The organism is Marinomonas sp. 63XJN7_9_ISO-PGPR-S23-217 (assembly GCF_056173515.1).
This window is the reverse complement of the sequence record NZ_CM149678.1, coordinates 5,394,714-5,411,729: the sequence shown is the minus strand read 5'-3', so window position 1 is coordinate 5,411,729 and position 17,016 is coordinate 5,394,714. Positions and strand designations below refer to the sequence as shown.

19 protein-coding genes are annotated in these 17,016 nt (G+C 42.4%); 9 read left to right on the top strand and 10 right to left on the bottom strand.

Annotation, left to right across the window (positions count from 1 at the left end):
- The first annotated feature begins 8 nt into the window (after positions 1-8).
- The 6 genes from AC0VYI_RS25160 to AC0VYI_RS25135 all read left to right on the top strand — a co-directional run bounded on the left by AC0VYI_RS25160 (position 9) and on the right by AC0VYI_RS25135 (position 5,443).
- Positions 9-479, top strand: coding sequence for a F0F1 ATP synthase subunit B (locus AC0VYI_RS25160; protein WP_199476545.1), 471 nt, complete (start codon positions 9-11; stop codon positions 477-479).
- An 11-nt stretch (positions 480-490) separates the two neighbouring features.
- Positions 491-1,027 (top strand): F0F1 ATP synthase subunit delta, encoded by a 537-nt coding sequence (locus AC0VYI_RS25155; RefSeq protein ID WP_199476544.1) that lies wholly within the window; start codon positions 491-493, stop codon positions 1,025-1,027.
- A 37-nt stretch (positions 1,028-1,064) separates the two neighbouring features.
- Positions 1,065-2,609: a F0F1 ATP synthase subunit alpha gene (gene atpA / locus AC0VYI_RS25150; RefSeq protein WP_199476543.1), complete on the top strand. Its 1,545-nt coding sequence runs from the start codon at positions 1,065-1,067 to the stop codon at positions 2,607-2,609.
- Between the two features lie 88 nt (positions 2,610-2,697).
- On the top strand, positions 2,698-3,558 hold the full coding sequence (gene atpG / locus AC0VYI_RS25145; protein WP_199476542.1) for a F0F1 ATP synthase subunit gamma: 861 nt from the start codon (positions 2,698-2,700) through the stop codon (positions 3,556-3,558).
- A 28-nt stretch (positions 3,559-3,586) separates the two neighbouring features.
- On the top strand, positions 3,587-4,963 hold the full coding sequence (atpD, locus tag AC0VYI_RS25140) for a F0F1 ATP synthase subunit beta (protein WP_067011731.1): 1,377 nt from the start codon (positions 3,587-3,589) through the stop codon (positions 4,961-4,963).
- Between the two features lie 60 nt (positions 4,964-5,023).
- The gene (locus tag AC0VYI_RS25135) at positions 5,024-5,443 is read left to right on the top strand and encodes a F0F1 ATP synthase subunit epsilon (protein ID WP_067340578.1); all 420 of its coding nucleotides are present in this window, start codon (positions 5,024-5,026) and stop codon (positions 5,441-5,443) included.
- A 220-nt stretch (positions 5,444-5,663) separates the two neighbouring features.
- Here the strand turns inward: AC0VYI_RS25135 and AC0VYI_RS25130 are convergent, their stop codons facing one another.
- The 7 genes from AC0VYI_RS25130 to AC0VYI_RS25100 form a co-directional block, all read right to left on the bottom strand.
- Entirely contained in the window at positions 5,664-7,007 is a 1,344-nt protein-coding gene (locus AC0VYI_RS25130; protein WP_475446348.1) for an IS1182 family transposase, read from the bottom strand.
- An 87-nt stretch (positions 7,008-7,094) separates the two neighbouring features.
- Positions 7,095-7,547, bottom strand: a complete 453-nt coding sequence (locus AC0VYI_RS25125; RefSeq protein WP_475446347.1) for a hypothetical protein — start codon at positions 7,545-7,547, stop codon at positions 7,095-7,097.
- A gap of 27 nt (positions 7,548-7,574) precedes the next feature.
- The gene (locus tag AC0VYI_RS25120; protein WP_475446346.1) at positions 7,575-8,015 is read right to left on the bottom strand and encodes a hypothetical protein; all 441 of its coding nucleotides are present in this window, start codon (positions 8,013-8,015) and stop codon (positions 7,575-7,577) included.
- Positions 8,016-8,264: 249 nt separating this feature from the next.
- A complete protein-coding gene (locus tag AC0VYI_RS25115) occupies positions 8,265-8,486 on the bottom strand; it encodes a hypothetical protein (protein ID WP_475446345.1) in 222 nt (73 codons plus the stop codon).
- A gap of 15 nt (positions 8,487-8,501) precedes the next feature.
- Positions 8,502-8,927 (bottom strand): hypothetical protein, encoded by a 426-nt coding sequence (locus AC0VYI_RS25110; protein WP_475446343.1) that lies wholly within the window; start codon positions 8,925-8,927, stop codon positions 8,502-8,504.
- Between the two features lie 339 nt (positions 8,928-9,266).
- Positions 9,267-9,440: a hypothetical protein gene (locus AC0VYI_RS25105; RefSeq protein ID WP_475446342.1), complete on the bottom strand. Its 174-nt coding sequence runs from the start codon at positions 9,438-9,440 to the stop codon at positions 9,267-9,269.
- A 101-nt stretch (positions 9,441-9,541) separates the two neighbouring features.
- A complete protein-coding gene (locus tag AC0VYI_RS25100) occupies positions 9,542-10,282 on the bottom strand; it encodes a TrmB family transcriptional regulator (protein ID WP_067011727.1) in 741 nt (246 codons plus the stop codon).
- A gap of 114 nt (positions 10,283-10,396) precedes the next feature.
- Between AC0VYI_RS25100 and tcdA the strand changes: the two genes are divergently transcribed.
- Positions 10,397-11,176 (top strand): tRNA cyclic N6-threonylcarbamoyladenosine(37) synthase TcdA, encoded by a 780-nt coding sequence (gene tcdA, locus AC0VYI_RS25095; RefSeq protein ID WP_475446340.1) that lies wholly within the window; start codon positions 10,397-10,399, stop codon positions 11,174-11,176.
- A gap of 129 nt (positions 11,177-11,305) precedes the next feature.
- Positions 11,306-11,752 (top strand): hypothetical protein, encoded by a 447-nt coding sequence (locus tag AC0VYI_RS25090; RefSeq protein ID WP_475446338.1) that lies wholly within the window; start codon positions 11,306-11,308, stop codon positions 11,750-11,752.
- Between the two features lie 1,045 nt (positions 11,753-12,797).
- Here the strand turns inward: AC0VYI_RS25090 and AC0VYI_RS25085 are convergent.
- Positions 12,798-13,193: a SufE family protein gene (locus AC0VYI_RS25085; RefSeq protein WP_475446336.1), complete on the bottom strand. Its 396-nt coding sequence runs from the start codon at positions 13,191-13,193 to the stop codon at positions 12,798-12,800.
- 2 nt (positions 13,194-13,195) lie between these two features.
- Positions 13,196-14,413, bottom strand: a complete 1,218-nt coding sequence (locus tag AC0VYI_RS25080) for an aminotransferase class V-fold PLP-dependent enzyme (RefSeq protein ID WP_475446334.1) — start codon at positions 14,411-14,413, stop codon at positions 13,196-13,198.
- Between the two features lie 184 nt (positions 14,414-14,597).
- On the opposite strand from AC0VYI_RS25080, the gene AC0VYI_RS25075 reads away from it, so the two are divergent.
- Entirely contained in the window at positions 14,598-16,382 is a 1,785-nt protein-coding gene (locus AC0VYI_RS25075) for a GntR family transcriptional regulator (RefSeq protein ID WP_475446332.1), read from the top strand.
- A 157-nt stretch (positions 16,383-16,539) separates the two neighbouring features.
- On the opposite strand, the gene AC0VYI_RS25070 is transcribed toward AC0VYI_RS25075, so the two are convergent.
- Positions 16,540-17,013, bottom strand: coding sequence for an Lrp/AsnC family transcriptional regulator (locus AC0VYI_RS25070; protein WP_199476532.1), 474 nt, complete (start codon positions 17,011-17,013; stop codon positions 16,540-16,542).
- Positions 17,014-17,016 lie beyond the last annotated feature (3 nt).

Below are 17,016 nucleotides of genomic sequence, written 5' to 3'. Positions count from 1 at the left end.
GTACAGGCATGAATATCAATGCAACCATTATAGGCCAAGCAATCGCTTTTGTGATTTTTATCGCCTTCTGCATGAAATATGTATGGCCACCTATAATGCAAGCGCTCGAAGAGCGTAAGAAAAAGATTGCGGATAGTTTTGAAGCAGCAAACCAAGCAGCACGTGAGTTAGAGTTGGCTGAAGAAAAAGCCGCTCAAACGTTACGCGAAAGCAAGGAACATGCCGCCCAGATTATCGAACAAGCTAACAAACGTGCTAACCAATTGATCGATGAGTCGAAAGAGCAAGCAATTGCTGATGGCAAGCGTCTTCGCGAAGCGGCTCAGGCTGAAATAGAGCAAGATGTTGTGCGTGCCAAAGAAGCATTGCGTGCACAAGTTTCTGCTCTTGCTTTTGCCGGTGCCGAGAAAATTTTAGGCGCCACTATTGACGAAAAAGCACACAGCGAGATCGTTGAACAGCTCGCCAAAGAGCTTTAAGCGAGGATCTAATGGCTGAACTTAAAACCGTCGCGCGGCCATACGCCAAAGCAGCTTTTGAAGTCGCTCGTGAGCAAGGTCATGTTACAGAATGGGCTAATATGCTGAGCATATTAGCTACTGTTACAAAACAACCGAAGCTTAAAACAGCACTTGGAAACCCTGCTTTTAGTGCGCAAGAGAAAGCGAGCGCTCTGGCACAGGTTTGTGAAGAAATAACCACTGAACAAGGTAAAGCATTTTTGCTTAACCTTGCAGAAAACAAGCGTTTACTCTTGTTACCTGCGATTTCTGAGTTATTTCAACAGTTCAAACTGAATTATGAAAAAGCCGTCGATGTTAAGTTGACGTCTGCTTTTGAGTTGTCAGCAGAACAAGCACAAACATTAGCCGATTCGTTAGCGAAGAAGTTGGATCGTAAGATCAACTTAACTAACGAAACAGACGCAAGCCTGATTGGTGGCGTGGTTATCCGTACCAGTGACTTAATCATCGACGGCTCAGTTCGTGGTAAATTGACGAAACTGGCCGAGGCGATAAACTCCTAGTGTTTCTTAAATTGAAACCAGGGTTGAGGAATGTAGCATGCAGCAACTGAATCCATCTGAGATCAGCGAGATTATCAAGAAGCGCATCGAGAACCTTGATGTCTCTTCAGATGCCCAAAATGAGGGCACAATTGTCAGCGTGGCAGACGGTATCGTTCTGATTCACGGTTTGGCAGATGTTATGTACGGGGAAATGATCGAATTCCCTGGTGGTATTTTCGGTATGGCCTTGAACCTAGAGCGTGACTCTGTAGGTGCGGTAGTACTGGGTCAATACCAAGACCTTGTAGAAGGTCAAAAAGTAAAATGTACAGGTCGTATTCTGGAAGTTCCAGTGGGTCCTGAATTGCTTGGTCGTGTTGTTGACGCGTTGGGTAGCCCAATCGACGGCAAAGGTGCGCTCAATGCAAAAATGACAGATAAAGTCGAAAAAGTCGCGCCAGGCGTTATCGCTCGTCAAGGTGTTGATCAGCCTATCCAAACAGGTTACAAGGCGGTTGACTCCATGGTTCCGGTTGGTCGTGGTCAGCGTGAGTTGATCATCGGTGACCGCCAAGTGGGTAAAACAGCACTGGCAATCGACACCATCATCGCGCAAAAAGACAGCGGCATTAAGTGTGTGTACGTTGCGATTGGTCAAAAACAATCGACTATCGCTAACGTTGTTCGCAAGCTTGAAGAAGCAGGCGCAATGGCATACACCACGGTAGTTGTGGCGGGAGCTTCTGATCCTGCAGCAATGTTGTATTTAGCACCGTACACAGGTTGTACTATGGGTGAATACTTCCGTGATCGCGGTGAAGACGCATTGATCGTATACGATGATTTGACGAAACAAGCTTGGGCTTACCGTCAGATTTCGTTGCTACTTCGTCGTCCACCAGGTCGTGAAGCGTACCCTGGTGACGTATTCTACCTCCACTCTCGTCTTCTAGAACGTGCATCTCGTGTTAGCGTTGATTACGTTGAAAAATTCACCAACGGTGAAGTAAAAGGTAAGACGGGTTCTTTGACGGCATTGCCTATCATTGAAACACAAGGTGGTGACGTATCTGCTTTCGTACCAACCAACGTAATCTCCATCACAGATGGTCAGATTTTCTTGGAAACGAACTTGTTTAATGCGGGTATTCGTCCAGCGATGAACGCGGGTATTTCCGTTTCTCGTGTTGGTGGTGCAGCACAGACTAAGATCGTTAAGAAACTAGGCGGTGGTATTCGTCTGGCCTTAGCTCAGTACCGTGAATTGGCAGCGTTTGCTCAGTTCGCATCTGACTTAGACGAAGCAACTCGTAAGCAGCTAGAACATGGTAAACAGGTTACTGAACTGATGAAGCAAAAGCAGTTCTCTCCTATGCCTGTAGCGGATATGGGTATTGTCCTTTACGCTGCCAATGATGGCTACCTTGTGGATGTTGAAACAAGCAAGATTGCGAGTTTTGAAAGTGCGTTGATTAGCTACATGAACAGCGAACATGCTGAACTAATGGCTGACATCAACAAAACAGGCAATTTTAACGGCGAGATTGAAGCGACATTTAAAGCGGCAATCGAGAAGTTTAAAGCGACACAAACTTGGTAATAAGCTTGGTGATAGGCTCTTCGCTTAGTCCATCACCAATGTTACTTTGCAGTTTGTGAAATAACATTCTCACAAGGGCAGTTCTATTATGGCAGTCGGAAAAGAGATACGTACTCAGATTTCGAGCATTAACAATACGCGTAAAATTACTCGTGCTATGGAAAAAGTAGCCGCCAGTAAGACGCGTAAAGCTCAGGATCGTATGGCCGCTTCTCGTCCGTATGCGGAACGAATTCGCCAAGTCGTTGGTCATTTGGCCAACGCGAATCCTGAGTATAAACACCGTTACCTTATCGAGCGTGAGGCGAAGCGTGTTGGTTATATCGTAGTCTCTTCTGATCGTGGTTTATGTGGTGGTTTGAACGTTAACGTGTTCAAAGCCGCACTAAAAGAAATGAAGCAGTTTTCTGATTCCGGTGTTCAGGTTGATATCTGTGCAATTGGTTCTAAAGCGGTTTCATTCTTCCGTAACTACGGCGGAAACGTAGCAGCCGCTTTTACTGGGTTAGGTGATACACCTAAAGCTGACGATCTAGTTGGTAGTGTAAAAGTAATGCTAGATGCATTTGACGAAGGTCGTCTTGACCGTTTGTATGTGGTTTCTAATGAGTTCGTGAATACCATGACTCAGAAACCCAAGGTTGATCAACTTTTGCCATTGCAACCAGAAGAGAATACAGAGTTAAAGCACCATTGGGATTACATTTATGAGCCGGAAGCCGTTGATATTTTGAACGAGTTATTGGTTCGTTACATAGAATCTCAGGTATATCAAGCGGTTGTTGAAAACATTGCGTGTGAACAGGCCGCTCGAATGATTGCCATGAAAAACGCAACCGACAACGCAGGCGATATCATTGATGAATTGCAGTTGGTGTACAACAAGGCTCGTCAAGCAGCGATTACTCAGGAAATTTCTGAGATAGTTGGCGGCGCGGCAGCGGTTTAAGGTATTTAGGTATTAAGAGGATCCGAACATGAGTAGCGGACAAATCGTACAGATTATCGGTGCGGTCATCGACGTGGAATTCCCACGTGACAATGTGCCAAAAGTATACGACGCCCTCACTATCGAGGGGAAAGAGTTGGTGTTAGAAGTTCAACAGCAACTAGGCGACGGTGTTGTTCGTACCATCGCCATGGGCTCTACAGATGGTATGAAACGTGGTTTGACAGTGGATAACACTGGTCATCCAGTATCGGTCCCTGTAGGTACCAAAACACTAGGACGTATTATGGACGTTCTAGGTAATCCTATTGATGAAAAAGGCCCTATCGGTGAAGAAGAGCGTTGGTCTATTCACCGTCAAGCACCTTCCTACGATGAACAGTCTGCTAGCAGCGAATTGTTAGAAACAGGTATCAAGGTAATCGACCTTGTCTGTCCGTTCGCGAAAGGTGGTAAAGTTGGTCTGTTCGGTGGTGCCGGTGTAGGTAAAACCGTAAACATGATGGAGCTTATCCGTAACATCGCCATCGAGCACAGTGGTTACTCTGTATTCGCCGGTGTAGGTGAGCGTACTCGTGAGGGTAACGACTTCTACCATGAGATGACTGACTCGAACGTAATCGATAAAGTATCTCTCGTATACGGCCAAATGAACGAGCCACCAGGTAACCGTCTACGTGTTGCTTTGACAGGCTTGACCATGGCGGAAAAATTCCGTGATGAAGGTCGTGACGTACTTTTCTTCGTCGATAACATCTACCGTTATACGCTTGCTGGTACCGAAGTATCTGCATTGCTAGGTCGTATGCCATCAGCGGTAGGTTATCAGCCGACGCTTGCGGAAGAAATGGGTGTTCTTCAAGAACGTATCACCTCTACTAAGACAGGGTCTATTACCTCTGTTCAAGCGGTATACGTTCCTGCGGATGACTTGACTGACCCATCGCCAGCAACAACCTTCTCTCACTTGGACGCAACGGTTGTATTGTCTCGTGACATCGCTTCTTTGGGTATCTACCCTGCGATCGATCCTCTAGACAGTACGTCTCGTCAGCTTGACCCATTAGTTATCGGTCAAGAGCACTACGACGTAGCACGTGGCGTACAGATGGTATTGCAACGTTATAAAGAATTGAAAGACATCATCGCGATCTTGGGTATGGACGAGCTATCTGAAGAAGATAAACAAACGGTTAACCGTTCTCGTAAAATCCAACGCTTCTTGTCTCAACCTTTCTTCGTTGCAGAAGTCTTTACCGGCGCACCAGGTAAATATGTTTCTTTGAAAGACACTATCCGTGGTTTCAAAGGCATTCTAGACGGTGAGTTTGATGACTTGCCAGAGCAAGCGTTCTACATGATTGGTAGCATCGACGAAGCCGTCGAGAAAGCTAAAAAACTTTAACCATCACGCATAGTAAGGGCGCGACGCGCTCTTACTGAGCCTGACTAAGAGAGGCAACTTATGGCTATCACAGCAGTACACTGCGATATCGTAAGCGCTGAGCAAGAGATCTTTAGCGGAGTCGTTAAGTCTCTTTCGGCTGCAGGCAGCTATGGTGGCCTAGGCATTATGCCAGGGCATTCTCCATTGCTGACAACGTTGCAACCAGGTCCTGTTCATGTGGTTAAAGAAAATGGTGATGAAGAGTTTATCTTCGTGTCTGGTGGCTTCTTAGAAGTTCAACCGAACAGCATTACCGTTTTGGCTAACACAGCTATTCGTGCAAGAGATCTTGACGAGGAAGCGGCACTAAAAGCGAAGCAACATGCGCAAGAGCTTTTAGCGAACCAAAAACCAGACGTCGATTATTCTCGTGCAACAGCGGAATTGGCAGAAGCCGTCGCGCGCTTGCGTACTATCCAGCAGTTCCGTCATAAATAAAAGGGACGTGCTGGAATCTGAAATCAAAAAAGCAGCCGAATGGCTGCTCAGGTTACTGATAAACCCCAGTTTTTTGCTGGGGTTTTATTTTTCTGAGTCTTTTGCTCACATTCCTTCCTAAGTGACTCAAGATATCTCATTAGTTACTTAGAGCTCTTTGAGGCCTTTTATTAAGGCTCTGACTATCGATTTCGTCATTTTTTTGAACAAATAAAAGCCTCTAGCTAAGCATTAAGGCTATCTTTTTCATATTTTGGGCGGCTGCCGTTAATAGACATTGAGAAGCTACTTTATCTGTTCCTCGAAATCGTGCATATCGATAGCCATGCAGCTCTTTTGCGTCGGCAAAACTTCGTTCCACGGTTTCCTTTCGTCTGGCATAAATGACTTTGCCTAATGGGGTTAGCCGATGGGCATTGATGCGTTCTTTGCTATCTTCCCAAACATGACGCGTAATGGTTTTGACCGATTTTTTGTTTGTGGTGCAGCGGTGCTTTTCTGGGCAGTTCGCGCAGATCAGGCTATCTGAGTCGTAGTGACGGTAACCTTCTCGAGAAGTGGTTTTGTAAATGAGTTTTTCACCTTGCGGACAGAAGTAGACATCTTGTTCCCTGTCGTACTTGTATTCGCGTTTATAGAAGAAGCCTTTCTTGTGATTAGGACGACGATAGCCCATCACGGCATAGATATGTCGTTCTTCTAACCCATGACAAACTGCTGAGGTAAAGTACCCCGCATCGACTCCGACCGATGTGATGAAAAGCTTAAAGCGTTCTTTGATTCGGTCCAATCGCTCTAAATAAGGGACAGCATCGTGGACATTGCCTGCGGTGACGTGTACGTCAGTAATAATGTTGCAACGTGCATCAACCGTTCGGTGATCTAAGTAGAAGAACCCTTTGGGCTTAGTATCTCGTACCATATAGCCACTCTCTGGATCCGTCGTACTCTGCTTGATTTCACGACTCTCCACCTTGTTTTTTTCAGGTGGTAAAGGCTTTTTTCCATGAACGAGTCGATCCTCCTCAACGGCCTTATCGAGCTCATCCATATACGCCTGTCGGGACTGTTCAACCACTACTTTTTCAAAATGCTTTTTGTTCGCATTGGCTTTAAGGTGTGTGGAGTCCGTATAAAAGGTGTTTCCGCCAACTAACTTGTTTTTTATAGCCTGGAGTACGATCTCATCAAAGATCTTTTGATAGATATCGGATTCCTTAAAACGACGTGTGCGGTTTGCACTCAAAGTGGAAGCATCGGGAATTTTGTCAGTCAGGCCTAAACCTAAGAACCAACGATAAGCGACATTAACTTGAACCTCTCTAATCAACTGACGTTCACTACGAATACCAAAAAGGTAGCCAATAAATAGCAACTTAAACATGAGAGTAGGATCGAGAGCGGGACGACCGTTATCCGCGCAATAAAAATCCTTCACAAGATCATGTAGAAAGGAAAAATCAATAATTCGATCAATCTTGCGAAGCAAGTGATCACTGGGGACGAGCTCGTCGATGGAAACAAACTCTAAAGTAGACTGGGTTTGAGGGCGTTCTTTAAGCATGCCGTTATTATAAAAAATCCCCGCCGAATGGCGAGGACTTTATCAGCAGTCTGAGCAGCCGAATGGCTGCTTTTTTTATGCTTCTTCCTAAGGGAAGACAAGTGTCTTATAGCATGCTTGGGGTGGATGAACATAAACGATTTTATGGATATAAAGCCAATTTCTGGATGCAGCTTCACAAATTTGATAGCCATTATTGACTAAATAATGGTTTGATAAGTAATAAATAATATGAGGAAGTGAAAAGGTCAAAATGATACTAGCAATCAACATGTAGCTAATTACTTTTCGCCATAAATCATTAATAGTTCTTTTAAACCATTGATCCCATATCAAAACAGATGAGAGGCTTAATAAACCTAATGATGCTCCGCACATATAATAAGAGCCTTGGTTAATTAACACTACCTTATTATGTATATTTTTTGATAAATAATATAGACTGTCAATAAAATAATATAAGCAAATCACTGTTATGGCTAAAAAGCATATAGGTCCAATGTATTTTTGTACAATAATATGGTCCATATCTATTTTCATCTTTTATTCCATTAAATTTTCTTAGCACTAAGGGTAAACAAGCGTTTTATAACATTCCTGAGGTGGATGTACATAAACGATTTTATGGATATAAAGCCAACTTCTGGATGCAGCTTCACAAATTTGATAGCCATTGTCTACTAGATAGCTGCTCACAAAATAATTAATAATATGGGGTAATATAAATAATAAAATAAAACCAAATAAAAATATTTTCTGTATTAAATTTGACCAATATTTACTGATAGATTTTTTAGACCATTGATCTAATATAAAAAGTGAAGAAAGACTTAATAATCCAATAGATGCTCCAAGCATATAATAAGAACCTAGATTAACTAAAACAATATTTTCATTTATTTCTCTTAATAGTTTGTAAATACTTTGAATAAAAAAATATAAAGAAATGATTCCCGAAGATAAAAAACAAAATGGGGTTATATATTTTTTAATTAGAGCACTTTTCATATCAATATTCTTTCAAAGCTATGGATAAACAAGCGTCTTATAGCATGCTTGAGGTTGATGAACGTATACTGTATTATGAATATATAACCAGTTTCTTGATGCTGATTCGCAAATGTTGTAGCCATTATTTATCAAAGAGTACTCTACATAATAATAAATAATATAAGGTAGAGAAAAGGTTAGAATAAAGCCGACAATAATTAATCTATTCCCTATTTTTATCCAATAATTATTAATAGGTTTCATTATCTATTGATCAAGTATTACCATAAAAGAAATACTAAAAAAAATAATAGATGCTCCTAAAGCATAATAAGCACCTTGATTTACTAGAATAACGCTTTTATTAAAATTAATGAATAGGGAAAATAAATTGCTTACGAACCAATAACCCCCGCCTATTCCTGCTATTAAAAAACAAAACGGACCAATATACTTTTGAACAATAACTGGATTTTCATGCTTATCCATATAATATAGTCTCGCCTAGATTTTTGGTAATATAGAAAGTGCATTATTTATACTTTTTCTTATAAACCTTAAAGTGATTTTTTCACCTTTATTTATAATATGATACATAGACTCATTAAAGTAATTTGCAAATTCTTCTTTTTCTCTATCTAATAAAAAATTGATATTATAAATCAAGTTTTTTCTATTTTCTTGTGCTAATTTAACTAAGTGATTTATTGACTCTATCACTTGATTTGTGATATTAAATTCACTATCAAACTTATCTAATAACGTAGATGTAAAGGCACCTATAGCAATAACAATAATCAGTAGCCCTATTGCAAAAGTAGTAAAAGATAAACCTGTCAAAAACATTGCAGCACTGATTGACACACCAGTTGCTATGCCAATTTTTACAATATCTTTTGCAAGTGTGCCGACTAACTGTGTTAATGTCATATTATCTGTCAGAAAGTAGTCTAATACCCTATAAGCGGTAACAAGATAAATCGTTAGTATCCCTCCATCTTTAATACCATTTATTAAAGGAGCGCGGCCTAAACCAAGTTTTACTATTCTCGCGTCTTTTAGTTTATAGACTCTTTTAGATAAGGTTTTTCGAAGCTCAGGATTGCCCTTAAATATAATATGAGGTTTACCTTTATAGTTTCTAATTTGTACTTTAGCCGCTATTCCGCCAAGTTCCCCAACAATTTTAGTGACAGTGATTATGTTTTCACTTGTGTCGTAGTAGTTTGCTGATTTTTCAGCAACCCATTTAATTTTTTTCCAAAGATCTTAGGAAATTTTTTTGCCTGATTTCATGGCTGATTCAACGATTTTATCCATTTCATATAATGAAATAATATATAGCTCATATTTATTTCGAAACATGGTGGATTGCAGTCTTTGAGCCTGTTGGCTGGATAGGGCTTGTGGGTAGGCAGCTCTTCGTTCACTTGGCGATAACATAAAAAATCCTTTTTCAGAAAGGTCCCTAGAGTAAGTGTTTTTGATTGTCTGATGGTAGCGGAAAATCACCTTTATGTAAAAGAGTGTAACTGACCAGATACCTAGAGCATCTTCCAAAGGGTATCAAAGATAATTTGTTGGGCGCTGGCGATGTCTTTAGATTCTAAAACTACGGCCGATGGAAAGTTTTTGCTGACAAGAGAGATGATGGCACATTTTGGTGGGTAGATAGCAATGTAGCTGGCATCCACGGAGCCTTCGGTTTTAATCCATTTTCGTTGTGATAGTTCCGCCTCTTCTCCCCCTTCTCCAAGGGCAATCACTTTTACGTTGATGCCTAGTTTCACTCGCTGTTTTGTGTAGTTAGGAAAGGGGCGATATAAGTAAGGTCGAATCGGTTTGGAGGAAAACACACAATATTCTTTGTGGTCTTGTTGCGACACGACGTTTAAAATATCGCGTAATACCCATTCGATGCCATCGTCCCCTTCATAATAGCGTACATTAGTGTGATGATACTCGGGCTGTTGCTGATGTAAGTTGGGAATGATGGTGGTTTTGAGAGTTTCAATGGTTTTGTCCAAACGATGACGCCGATCTTCCGCAAGACTGAGTAAAATCTCTGGGTTTTCTGCTGTAAAAAATCGCCTTTTCCCTTTCGGGAAATAACTGACGACTCCTTTGCTTTGCAATTGCTTAAGTGATTCGTAGGCGGTACCACGGTTAATGCCGCTGTGTTCAGCAATGTCGCGGATAGAAGAGGGGCCTAATTTTAATAGGGTTTGGTACAGTAGAGATTCTCTTGGGGTTAGGCCGAGTTGTTCAAAGGTTTGCTCGATCATATCGCTCACAGTTGGTTAATGTTGATGTTTATCACGACAGACGTCATATCGAGTTAAAGAATACACGTATTGAAAGAAAAAAGCGCAGAACGATCTGTCTGTGAGGAGTGAAAAGTGACAAATGATCAACGATTTGGGGGCATTCGCCGTTTGTATGGCGATGCCGCTTACGACGTTTTTTCTAAAGCGAAAGTGTGTGTCATTGGCATTGGTGGAGTGGGGTCCTGGGCAGCTGAAGCTTTGGCTCGCTCTGGCATTGGTCATATTACGCTGATCGATATGGACGATGTGTGTGTTACTAATACCAATCGTCAAATCCACGCTCTTGATGGCAATATAGGCAAGCCCAAAGTGGAGGCTATGGAAGAGCGTATAAAACTGATTAATCCTGAATGCCAGGTAACCTGCATTGAAGACTTTATCACGCCTGACAACATCCCTGAGCTACTGTCCGAGAAGTTTGACTATATTGTGGATGCGATTGATAGTTTAAAGCCTAAAGCAGCACTTATCGCTTGGTGTAAACGTAATAAGCACAAGATCATTACAGTGGGTGGAGCGGGTGGACAAACTGATCCAACGCAAATTCGTATTGCCGATTTATCCCGTACTGAGCAAGACCCACTGGCGGCCAAGCTGCGCAATTTTCTACGTCGCCACTATAACTTCTCTCGTAATCTTAAACGTCGCTTTGACATTGAGTGTGTGTATTCGTTGGAGCAACTGAAATACCCTCAGCTGGATGGTACTGTGTGCGAGCAGCGTCAAAAAGGCGATAGCGAAACCAAAATGAACTGCGATACGGGCTTTGGTGCCAGCACTGTGGTGACCGCAACTTTTGGCTTTGTGGCGGTGAGTCGGGTGTTGGAAAAACTGGCGCAGAAGGCGAATTGATAGTGGACTTAAGGAAAATAGCGGTGTCTGGCGAGTTACCCAAAGGAAGCAATTTGCGGCTTTTTGACGTTGAACATTAAGAGAATTTTTTAAGCACTATAAACAAGAGGAAATAAGGTGGTAGATTCAATGAATGCAGATCACAAAGAGACGATTATTTACGGCGAACGAGGCGCGAATATCTCATTTCGAATCCTTCGTTATGCGTTGATGTCTTGTATTCCTTTGCTAGCAGTTTGCGCTTACATGAACAATTACTTTGTATTGCTGCCAGTGCTATTTTTGTTGGTATCTCGTTATATGACGGCGAAATATTGGCAAAACACGCCCTATGTTGTGTTTAAGGATGATCTTTTTACGATTAAACCCTCTAAAATGGTGGCAGAAAAATCGATACCTTATGATAGTGTGGTGCGCATTGAAGAGCAGAAACGAGCTTGGGTCGTGAACTACTCTATTGATGGCAAAGAAAGACAGCTTGTTATTGTTCGCTTCTGGTTAACCCCAGCAGGTGAGGACACCATAAGAACCGAATTTAAACGTTATATGCCTTCTGTTGTGATTGATGCGGAGTGAGGAGAGCTTCTAAGTACGTTAGATAACAATGGTGGCGGCCCTGACTTGATAGGGTGAGTGTTATCCTCGTTTGGCTATTTACTTTTTACTACATATTTCTATTTAATTGATAATGTTTACTATATAACGATTAATTTTTCCTATTTTTTGAATAGGAAAAAATGGTTTGTTTACTTTTTATTACTAGTCTTATTTTTTACACAAAATGTTTTAATTACATACAATATTGCTTTGATGGTAAAATTTATTTGGAATAGTCATTTTATCTACATGAGTTTGAATAGAAAATTACTGTTTTACATTTCAATTAGTTATTTTGTATACAAGGCGATTGATTTTATACGTTTCTAGCAGAGTTTTTGTCTTGGCTGGAGTGATAAAAGTGTTACAGAGAAATCCTATTTTTTCTTTATTTTTCATTTGGTTAGTGGATTCATAAAGGTGCTAGTAGAAAGAAATTCATTGCTACTGTATCGGCTACTCTAATCAGTTTTTACTGAGTCTTACCTCTATTCCCACTGTATTATGCATAATGAAAATCATAATATAACAGTTAGTCCCCGTGTCTATAGAACAGAGTTTTTATATCAGAACTCTATAGTGACTTATTTTTAAATAATTGTAACAAAATGTTACAATTATTATAGCCATAGTCTCACTCTTGCGCTGTATTATTGTTTTCATAATGACATTCAGTTTTTGGCTTTTTAGCCATCTGGACATTATGGAGGAAGGTTATGTGGATCATTTGGATGGGTCTGTGTCTAAATTCACTGATAACTGGGTATGTTTTTTGGGCTTCTTCGGCACCATATTATATGGTGCCTAATGTGGTTTCTTGGATCATGCTGTTGCTGCTTTTCGTAGCCTTTATTGGTGCCGCTCTTCTTTATACCCCCAAAAAAATATTGGGCATGTACTTGATGATAGCAGGCTCCTTTGGGTGCTTTCCTATCGGACTAGTGATTGTCTTTGGGGCATTGAAGCTGAGAAAAAAACACTATCGGAAGGTATATCATTTTACGTGATAGCGCTAGGATGGCGCTCATTTCTTGATTTTTTCTATTATCGCTAATATCCCATTCGCTCTTGATTGAGTAAGATAGCTACCTAAGTTCAGCGATTCCAGTTCATCTTTCAAATCCATTTTTTGCCTTTCCGTCTTCGTTTTTCCTTGTACTAAACTCAGTATCGCTACCAGTACGCCGCGCATAAGTTTGGCGTCGCTGTCTGCTTTGATAGAGTAGGTATCATCCTTGTTATCAATAATCAGCCAGACGGCACTTTCGCAGCCTTTTACTCTATTCTCTTCGGTTTTCTCTTCAGCGGTTAAGCGGATTAAACGTTTACTCAGGGCGACCAAGGCTTTGAAGGTTTCTTCTTTACTGCGGCAGGCCTGCAGCTGCTGTTTTATGCTGTTGTAGGGAGGTAAGTCAGTCATTGCTATTCATCAGTTAGTAAGTCTATGGCTTCTAGGAGAACATCACAGAAGCGGTCTGCTTCTTCTAGGGTATTGTAACAGGCAAAGGAGGCGCGTAGCGTTCCTGCCACACCTAATTGTGACATAAGTGGATGGGCACAGTGGCTACCTGCACGTACGGCGATGCCTTGGCTATCTAGATAGGCATTTAAATCTAAAGTATGGATATTGGGCACACTTAACGAGACTAGAGTCGTGTGTTTTTCTGGAGAATAAATAGCTACGTGACTTTCTTTATGGAGGCGGGTGTAAACGCGATGGGCCAGAGATTGCTCCCAAGCAAGTAAGGCATGGCGATCTTGTTGAGTGAGAAACTCACAAGCGGCAGCCAGTCCTATGGCACCTTCAATGTGAGGGGTTCCGGCTTCCAATCGATAAGGGAGTGTATTGAATTGTGTTGATTGATAGGTTACATGTTGCACCATTTCCCCTCCCGTTTGATAGGGAATTAATACTTCTAGGGCATGAGACTTCCCATATAACACCCCAATGCCAGTTGGCCCATACATTTTGTGACCTGAGAACACATAGAAGTCGCAGTCTAGTGCTTGTACATCAATGGGATAATGCGCAACGGCTTGGGCACCATCAACCAAGGTAAAGGCGTTGTGCTGCTTAGCCTGCGTTAACATTGCTTTCAAGGGGGTGTGAACACCGATGGCATTAGACACTTGAGTGGTCGCAAAAATGCGTGTGCGATCGGTAAAATAGCTTGCGTATTCGTCTTCCCATTCGCCTTGCGATGTTAAAGGTAAAATTCGTAAACGGGCGCCTGTACGAAAGGCCAATTGCTGCCAAGGGACGAGGTTGGCGTGGTGTTCTAAGCTGGTAATAAGAATTTCATCGCCTTTTTCGAGCAGATGTTCAAGACCGTAGGCCACCATATTGATGGCTTCTGTGGTGCCTTTACTCCAGATGATGTGGCTTTGCTCTGGTGCATTTATAAAGTCCGCGACGGTATCACGCGCTTGTTCAAAACGCGTGGTGGCTTTGTCACTTAAATAATGCGCTCCCCGATGGACGTTCGCATTAAAAGAGCGATAGTAATCCTGAATGGCATCCAGCACGCTCAATGGTTTTTGTGTGGTCGCTGCGTTATCAAGATACACCAGTGGGTGGTCATAAGCCTGTTGTGACAAAATAGGAAAGTCTTGACGCAGGGAATGGGGATCAAAAGCCATAAAGGGTCTACTGTTTGTCGTTCGTTATCGTAAAGGGTGATATACCCAATGTGTTTAAATGCTTGAAAGCTAATCATAGCGTCTTAGCTGCTGAGAAAAAACGCCGTTTTGCTTGCCTTTTTCTCAATCCCGCTTACTCTTTGATAACAGATGATAAACAAATACACAGAGAAGGTACAAAGCGGTGGCGGATTTTTTATATAAAGGGGTAGTGGATTGGTTTTTGGATCAAATGTCACAGGATGTGCTATCACCTGGCGACCGTATGCCGTCTTTGCGAGCGTTATCAAAGCAATTAAAACTAAGTTTGAATACCATTATCCATGGCTATGAGTTATTAGCTGAGGACGGTTGGATCGAGTCACGGCCTAAATCAGGGTATTTTGTTTGTCATCGAAGTGAAGCGAAACCGGCCTTATTAATGCCTGGAGAGGCGCTGCGAAAGCTGGATAATCTTGGCGCCAAAATGGCTTGGTCTTGTCTGGCCCATCGTGGAGCTTTGGTCGATCAAAGTGATGCGTTTTTAGCCCCTAACACTCGTACGGAAGAGGTGGATTTTCCGGTATTGGGTAAAGGTCACCTAGCGGTAAGAGAGGCGGTAAGTACTTATCTTAAAGGGCTGGGTATCAAAAGCCATGCCTCACAATTATGGCTAGGTCGCTCCCCTTTGGCGATGTTTTCGAATACGGTGTTGTCGCTAACGCAGCGAGAGGATGCTGTATTGGTGATCACACCCTGTGACCCGCGCCTTCCTTCTACTTTGCAAAGCTTGGGCCGCAAGGTGATCAGCATTGCGTCGGGAGAGCGGGGTGTCGATTTGGATCTTGTTATTCGCTGTTTTAAAGAAGAAGCCATCAAGTTATTGGTACTGCCTGGTCAGTTTGCCTTTCCTGCAGGGCAAAGCATCAGTAATTTAAGCTTGCGTCGATGGTTAGCCATTATTGATGAACTGCAATTACCCACCATTGAATGGGATTTGTGTTCTCATTTGGCCCACCGTGCGGGATCGGTTATGACGTATAAATCCCTCGATTCATCGGATCACATTGTCTATATCGGAGGGGTAGAAACCAAGGGGGTGGATCGATCCGCCAGTTGGTGCCTGCCAGGTCGCCATAGCACTCTGTTGGAAGGGGGATTTTTATCAGTGGATATGGCGTTAAGTAATGTTCAGCAACAGGCGCTGAGTGATGCTTTAGAATCCACGGGTAAACGTTCTTTACGACGTCGAGCACGACAAGTTTGGGCGAATTCAGAACGAATTAAGGCGCATCTTGAGACCCATCTAAATGATCAAGCCTGTTTTGCGCCCAGTAAAGGGGGCATGGGGCTGTGGTTACGTTTGGAGACACCGTTGAGTCAAGATGATATGACGGCTTTATTGGCAAGCTTTCGTCATGCCATTGTACCGGGGGAGTTAGTGAGCCATGAGCCAGATGCCAATCATTGGTTAGCTATCAATACCACCTTGGATGATGTTGAGCCCTTAGCAAAAAAACTCGCCGAACGTTTATCTCTTAAGACAGTGGCGTCTCTTGATAAGGAGATAAGTGAAGAAACGGCTATCAAAGAATCGATTAAAGAACAAACAAATGTCCTAGTCGATGATTCTGCTCTAGAAGAAAAGGACGAAGAAGCCGTAATAGATCATCAAGTAGAAGTCGATTCAGATATCTTGGAATCACATACCATTGAATCAGACAGTGCTGAAAGCGTCTCTCCCGATGTTGAACCGCTAGCGCCTGTTGAGTCAGAAGAGCTTTTGGAAGCAATGATGGAAGAAACGGGGGTTGAGTTGGTGCCAGACGACACCTCTACAAACCACGAACAGACGGAAAAGACCCCCGCTATTCCGGATGATGACCAAGAAGGGAATACCGAAAAAACACCACAAAAAGTACGCCGAGATGCGTCGAAAGACCCGTTGTATAACCCCATGTTAGATCTGATTAACCATGACTTTGGCTAACCGAGACTTTTGCACGACTACTGCGCTTGCCAATACTTTGTTAAAAACAGACTCAAAATGCTCATTTATCGCGATAAACTCCGCTTTCTCGTCTGTTTTTGCCGCGTCTTGGCGTCGCTCGTGACATCGTGCAAAGGTCTCTAACCATTTATCGGCTTTAAGGGCGTCCTAGAGGGCTGCTGTTTTGTTTGGCTGTGTCTAAGCGAATATAAGATTTTGTGCTGATCACATTGGCATGGGCATAGATCTGCTTCACCACTAAATCGGTGAATTGGGTCATGTCTTTCGCGCAAATTTCTACCATTAAGTCCACATCGCCCGTGACGCCGTACACACCAATGGCGGCGTTTTGCTGCTGTAAAAATTCCATGACATCGTCCCGGGCATTCGGCTCTTCTTTACTGACAGTGACGAGTGTCCAAGCCATCACACTATAGCCCAATTTTTGGTAGTTTATATGGGCTTGGTAACCGCTAATAATGTCCATTTCTTCTAATTGACGTAGTCGTCTTAAGCATTGTGATTGCGATAAATTAATGGTCTGAGCAAGTTGTGTATTGCTGATACGGCCATTTTGTTCCAATGCTTTGATTATGTTGTAGTCTGTTCGATCTAAGATAATTTCTTTCATATT

Bases quoted from the DNA above. Each gene is read 5' to 3' on its own strand.
- AC0VYI_RS25125 (WP_475446347.1), bottom strand. From the start codon at position 7,547: ATGAAAATAGATATGGACCATATTATTGTACAAAAATACATTGGACCT.
- AC0VYI_RS25155 (WP_199476544.1), top strand. From the start codon at position 491: ATGGCTGAACTTAAAACCGTCGCGCGGCCATACGCCAAAGCAGCTTTT.
- AC0VYI_RS25130 (WP_475446348.1), bottom strand. From the start codon at position 7,007: ATGCTTAAAGAACGCCCTCAAACCCAGTCTACTTTAGAGTTTGTTTCC.
- AC0VYI_RS25100 (WP_067011727.1), bottom strand. From the start codon at position 10,282: ATGATCGAGCAAACCTTTGAACAACTCGGCCTAACCCCAAGAGAATCT.
- atpG (WP_199476542.1), top strand. From the start codon at position 2,698: ATGGCAGTCGGAAAAGAGATACGTACTCAGATTTCGAGCATTAACAAT.
- AC0VYI_RS25115 (WP_475446345.1), bottom strand. From the start codon at position 8,486: ATGGATAAGCATGAAAATCCAGTTATTGTTCAAAAGTATATTGGTCCG.
- AC0VYI_RS25070 (WP_199476532.1), bottom strand. From the start codon at position 17,013: ATGAAAGAAATTATCTTAGATCGAACAGACTACAACATAATCAAAGCA.
- AC0VYI_RS25110 (WP_475446343.1), bottom strand. From the start codon at position 8,927: ATGACATTAACACAGTTAGTCGGCACACTTGCAAAAGATATTGTAAAA.
- AC0VYI_RS25090 (WP_475446338.1), top strand. From the start codon at position 11,306: ATGAATGCAGATCACAAAGAGACGATTATTTACGGCGAACGAGGCGCG.
- AC0VYI_RS25105 (WP_475446342.1), bottom strand. From the start codon at position 9,440: ATGTTATCGCCAAGTGAACGAAGAGCTGCCTACCCACAAGCCCTATCC.
- AC0VYI_RS25080 (WP_475446334.1), bottom strand. From the start codon at position 14,413: ATGGCTTTTGATCCCCATTCCCTGCGTCAAGACTTTCCTATTTTGTCA.
- AC0VYI_RS25120 (WP_475446346.1), bottom strand. From the start codon at position 8,015: ATGAAAAGTGCTCTAATTAAAAAATATATAACCCCATTTTGTTTTTTA.
- AC0VYI_RS25135 (WP_067340578.1), top strand. From the start codon at position 5,024: ATGGCTATCACAGCAGTACACTGCGATATCGTAAGCGCTGAGCAAGAG.
- AC0VYI_RS25160 (WP_199476545.1), top strand. From the start codon at position 9: ATGAATATCAATGCAACCATTATAGGCCAAGCAATCGCTTTTGTGATT.
- atpD (WP_067011731.1), top strand. From the start codon at position 3,587: ATGAGTAGCGGACAAATCGTACAGATTATCGGTGCGGTCATCGACGTG.
- atpA (WP_199476543.1), top strand. From the start codon at position 1,065: ATGCAGCAACTGAATCCATCTGAGATCAGCGAGATTATCAAGAAGCGC.
- AC0VYI_RS25085 (WP_475446336.1), bottom strand. From the start codon at position 13,193: ATGACTGACTTACCTCCCTACAACAGCATAAAACAGCAGCTGCAGGCC.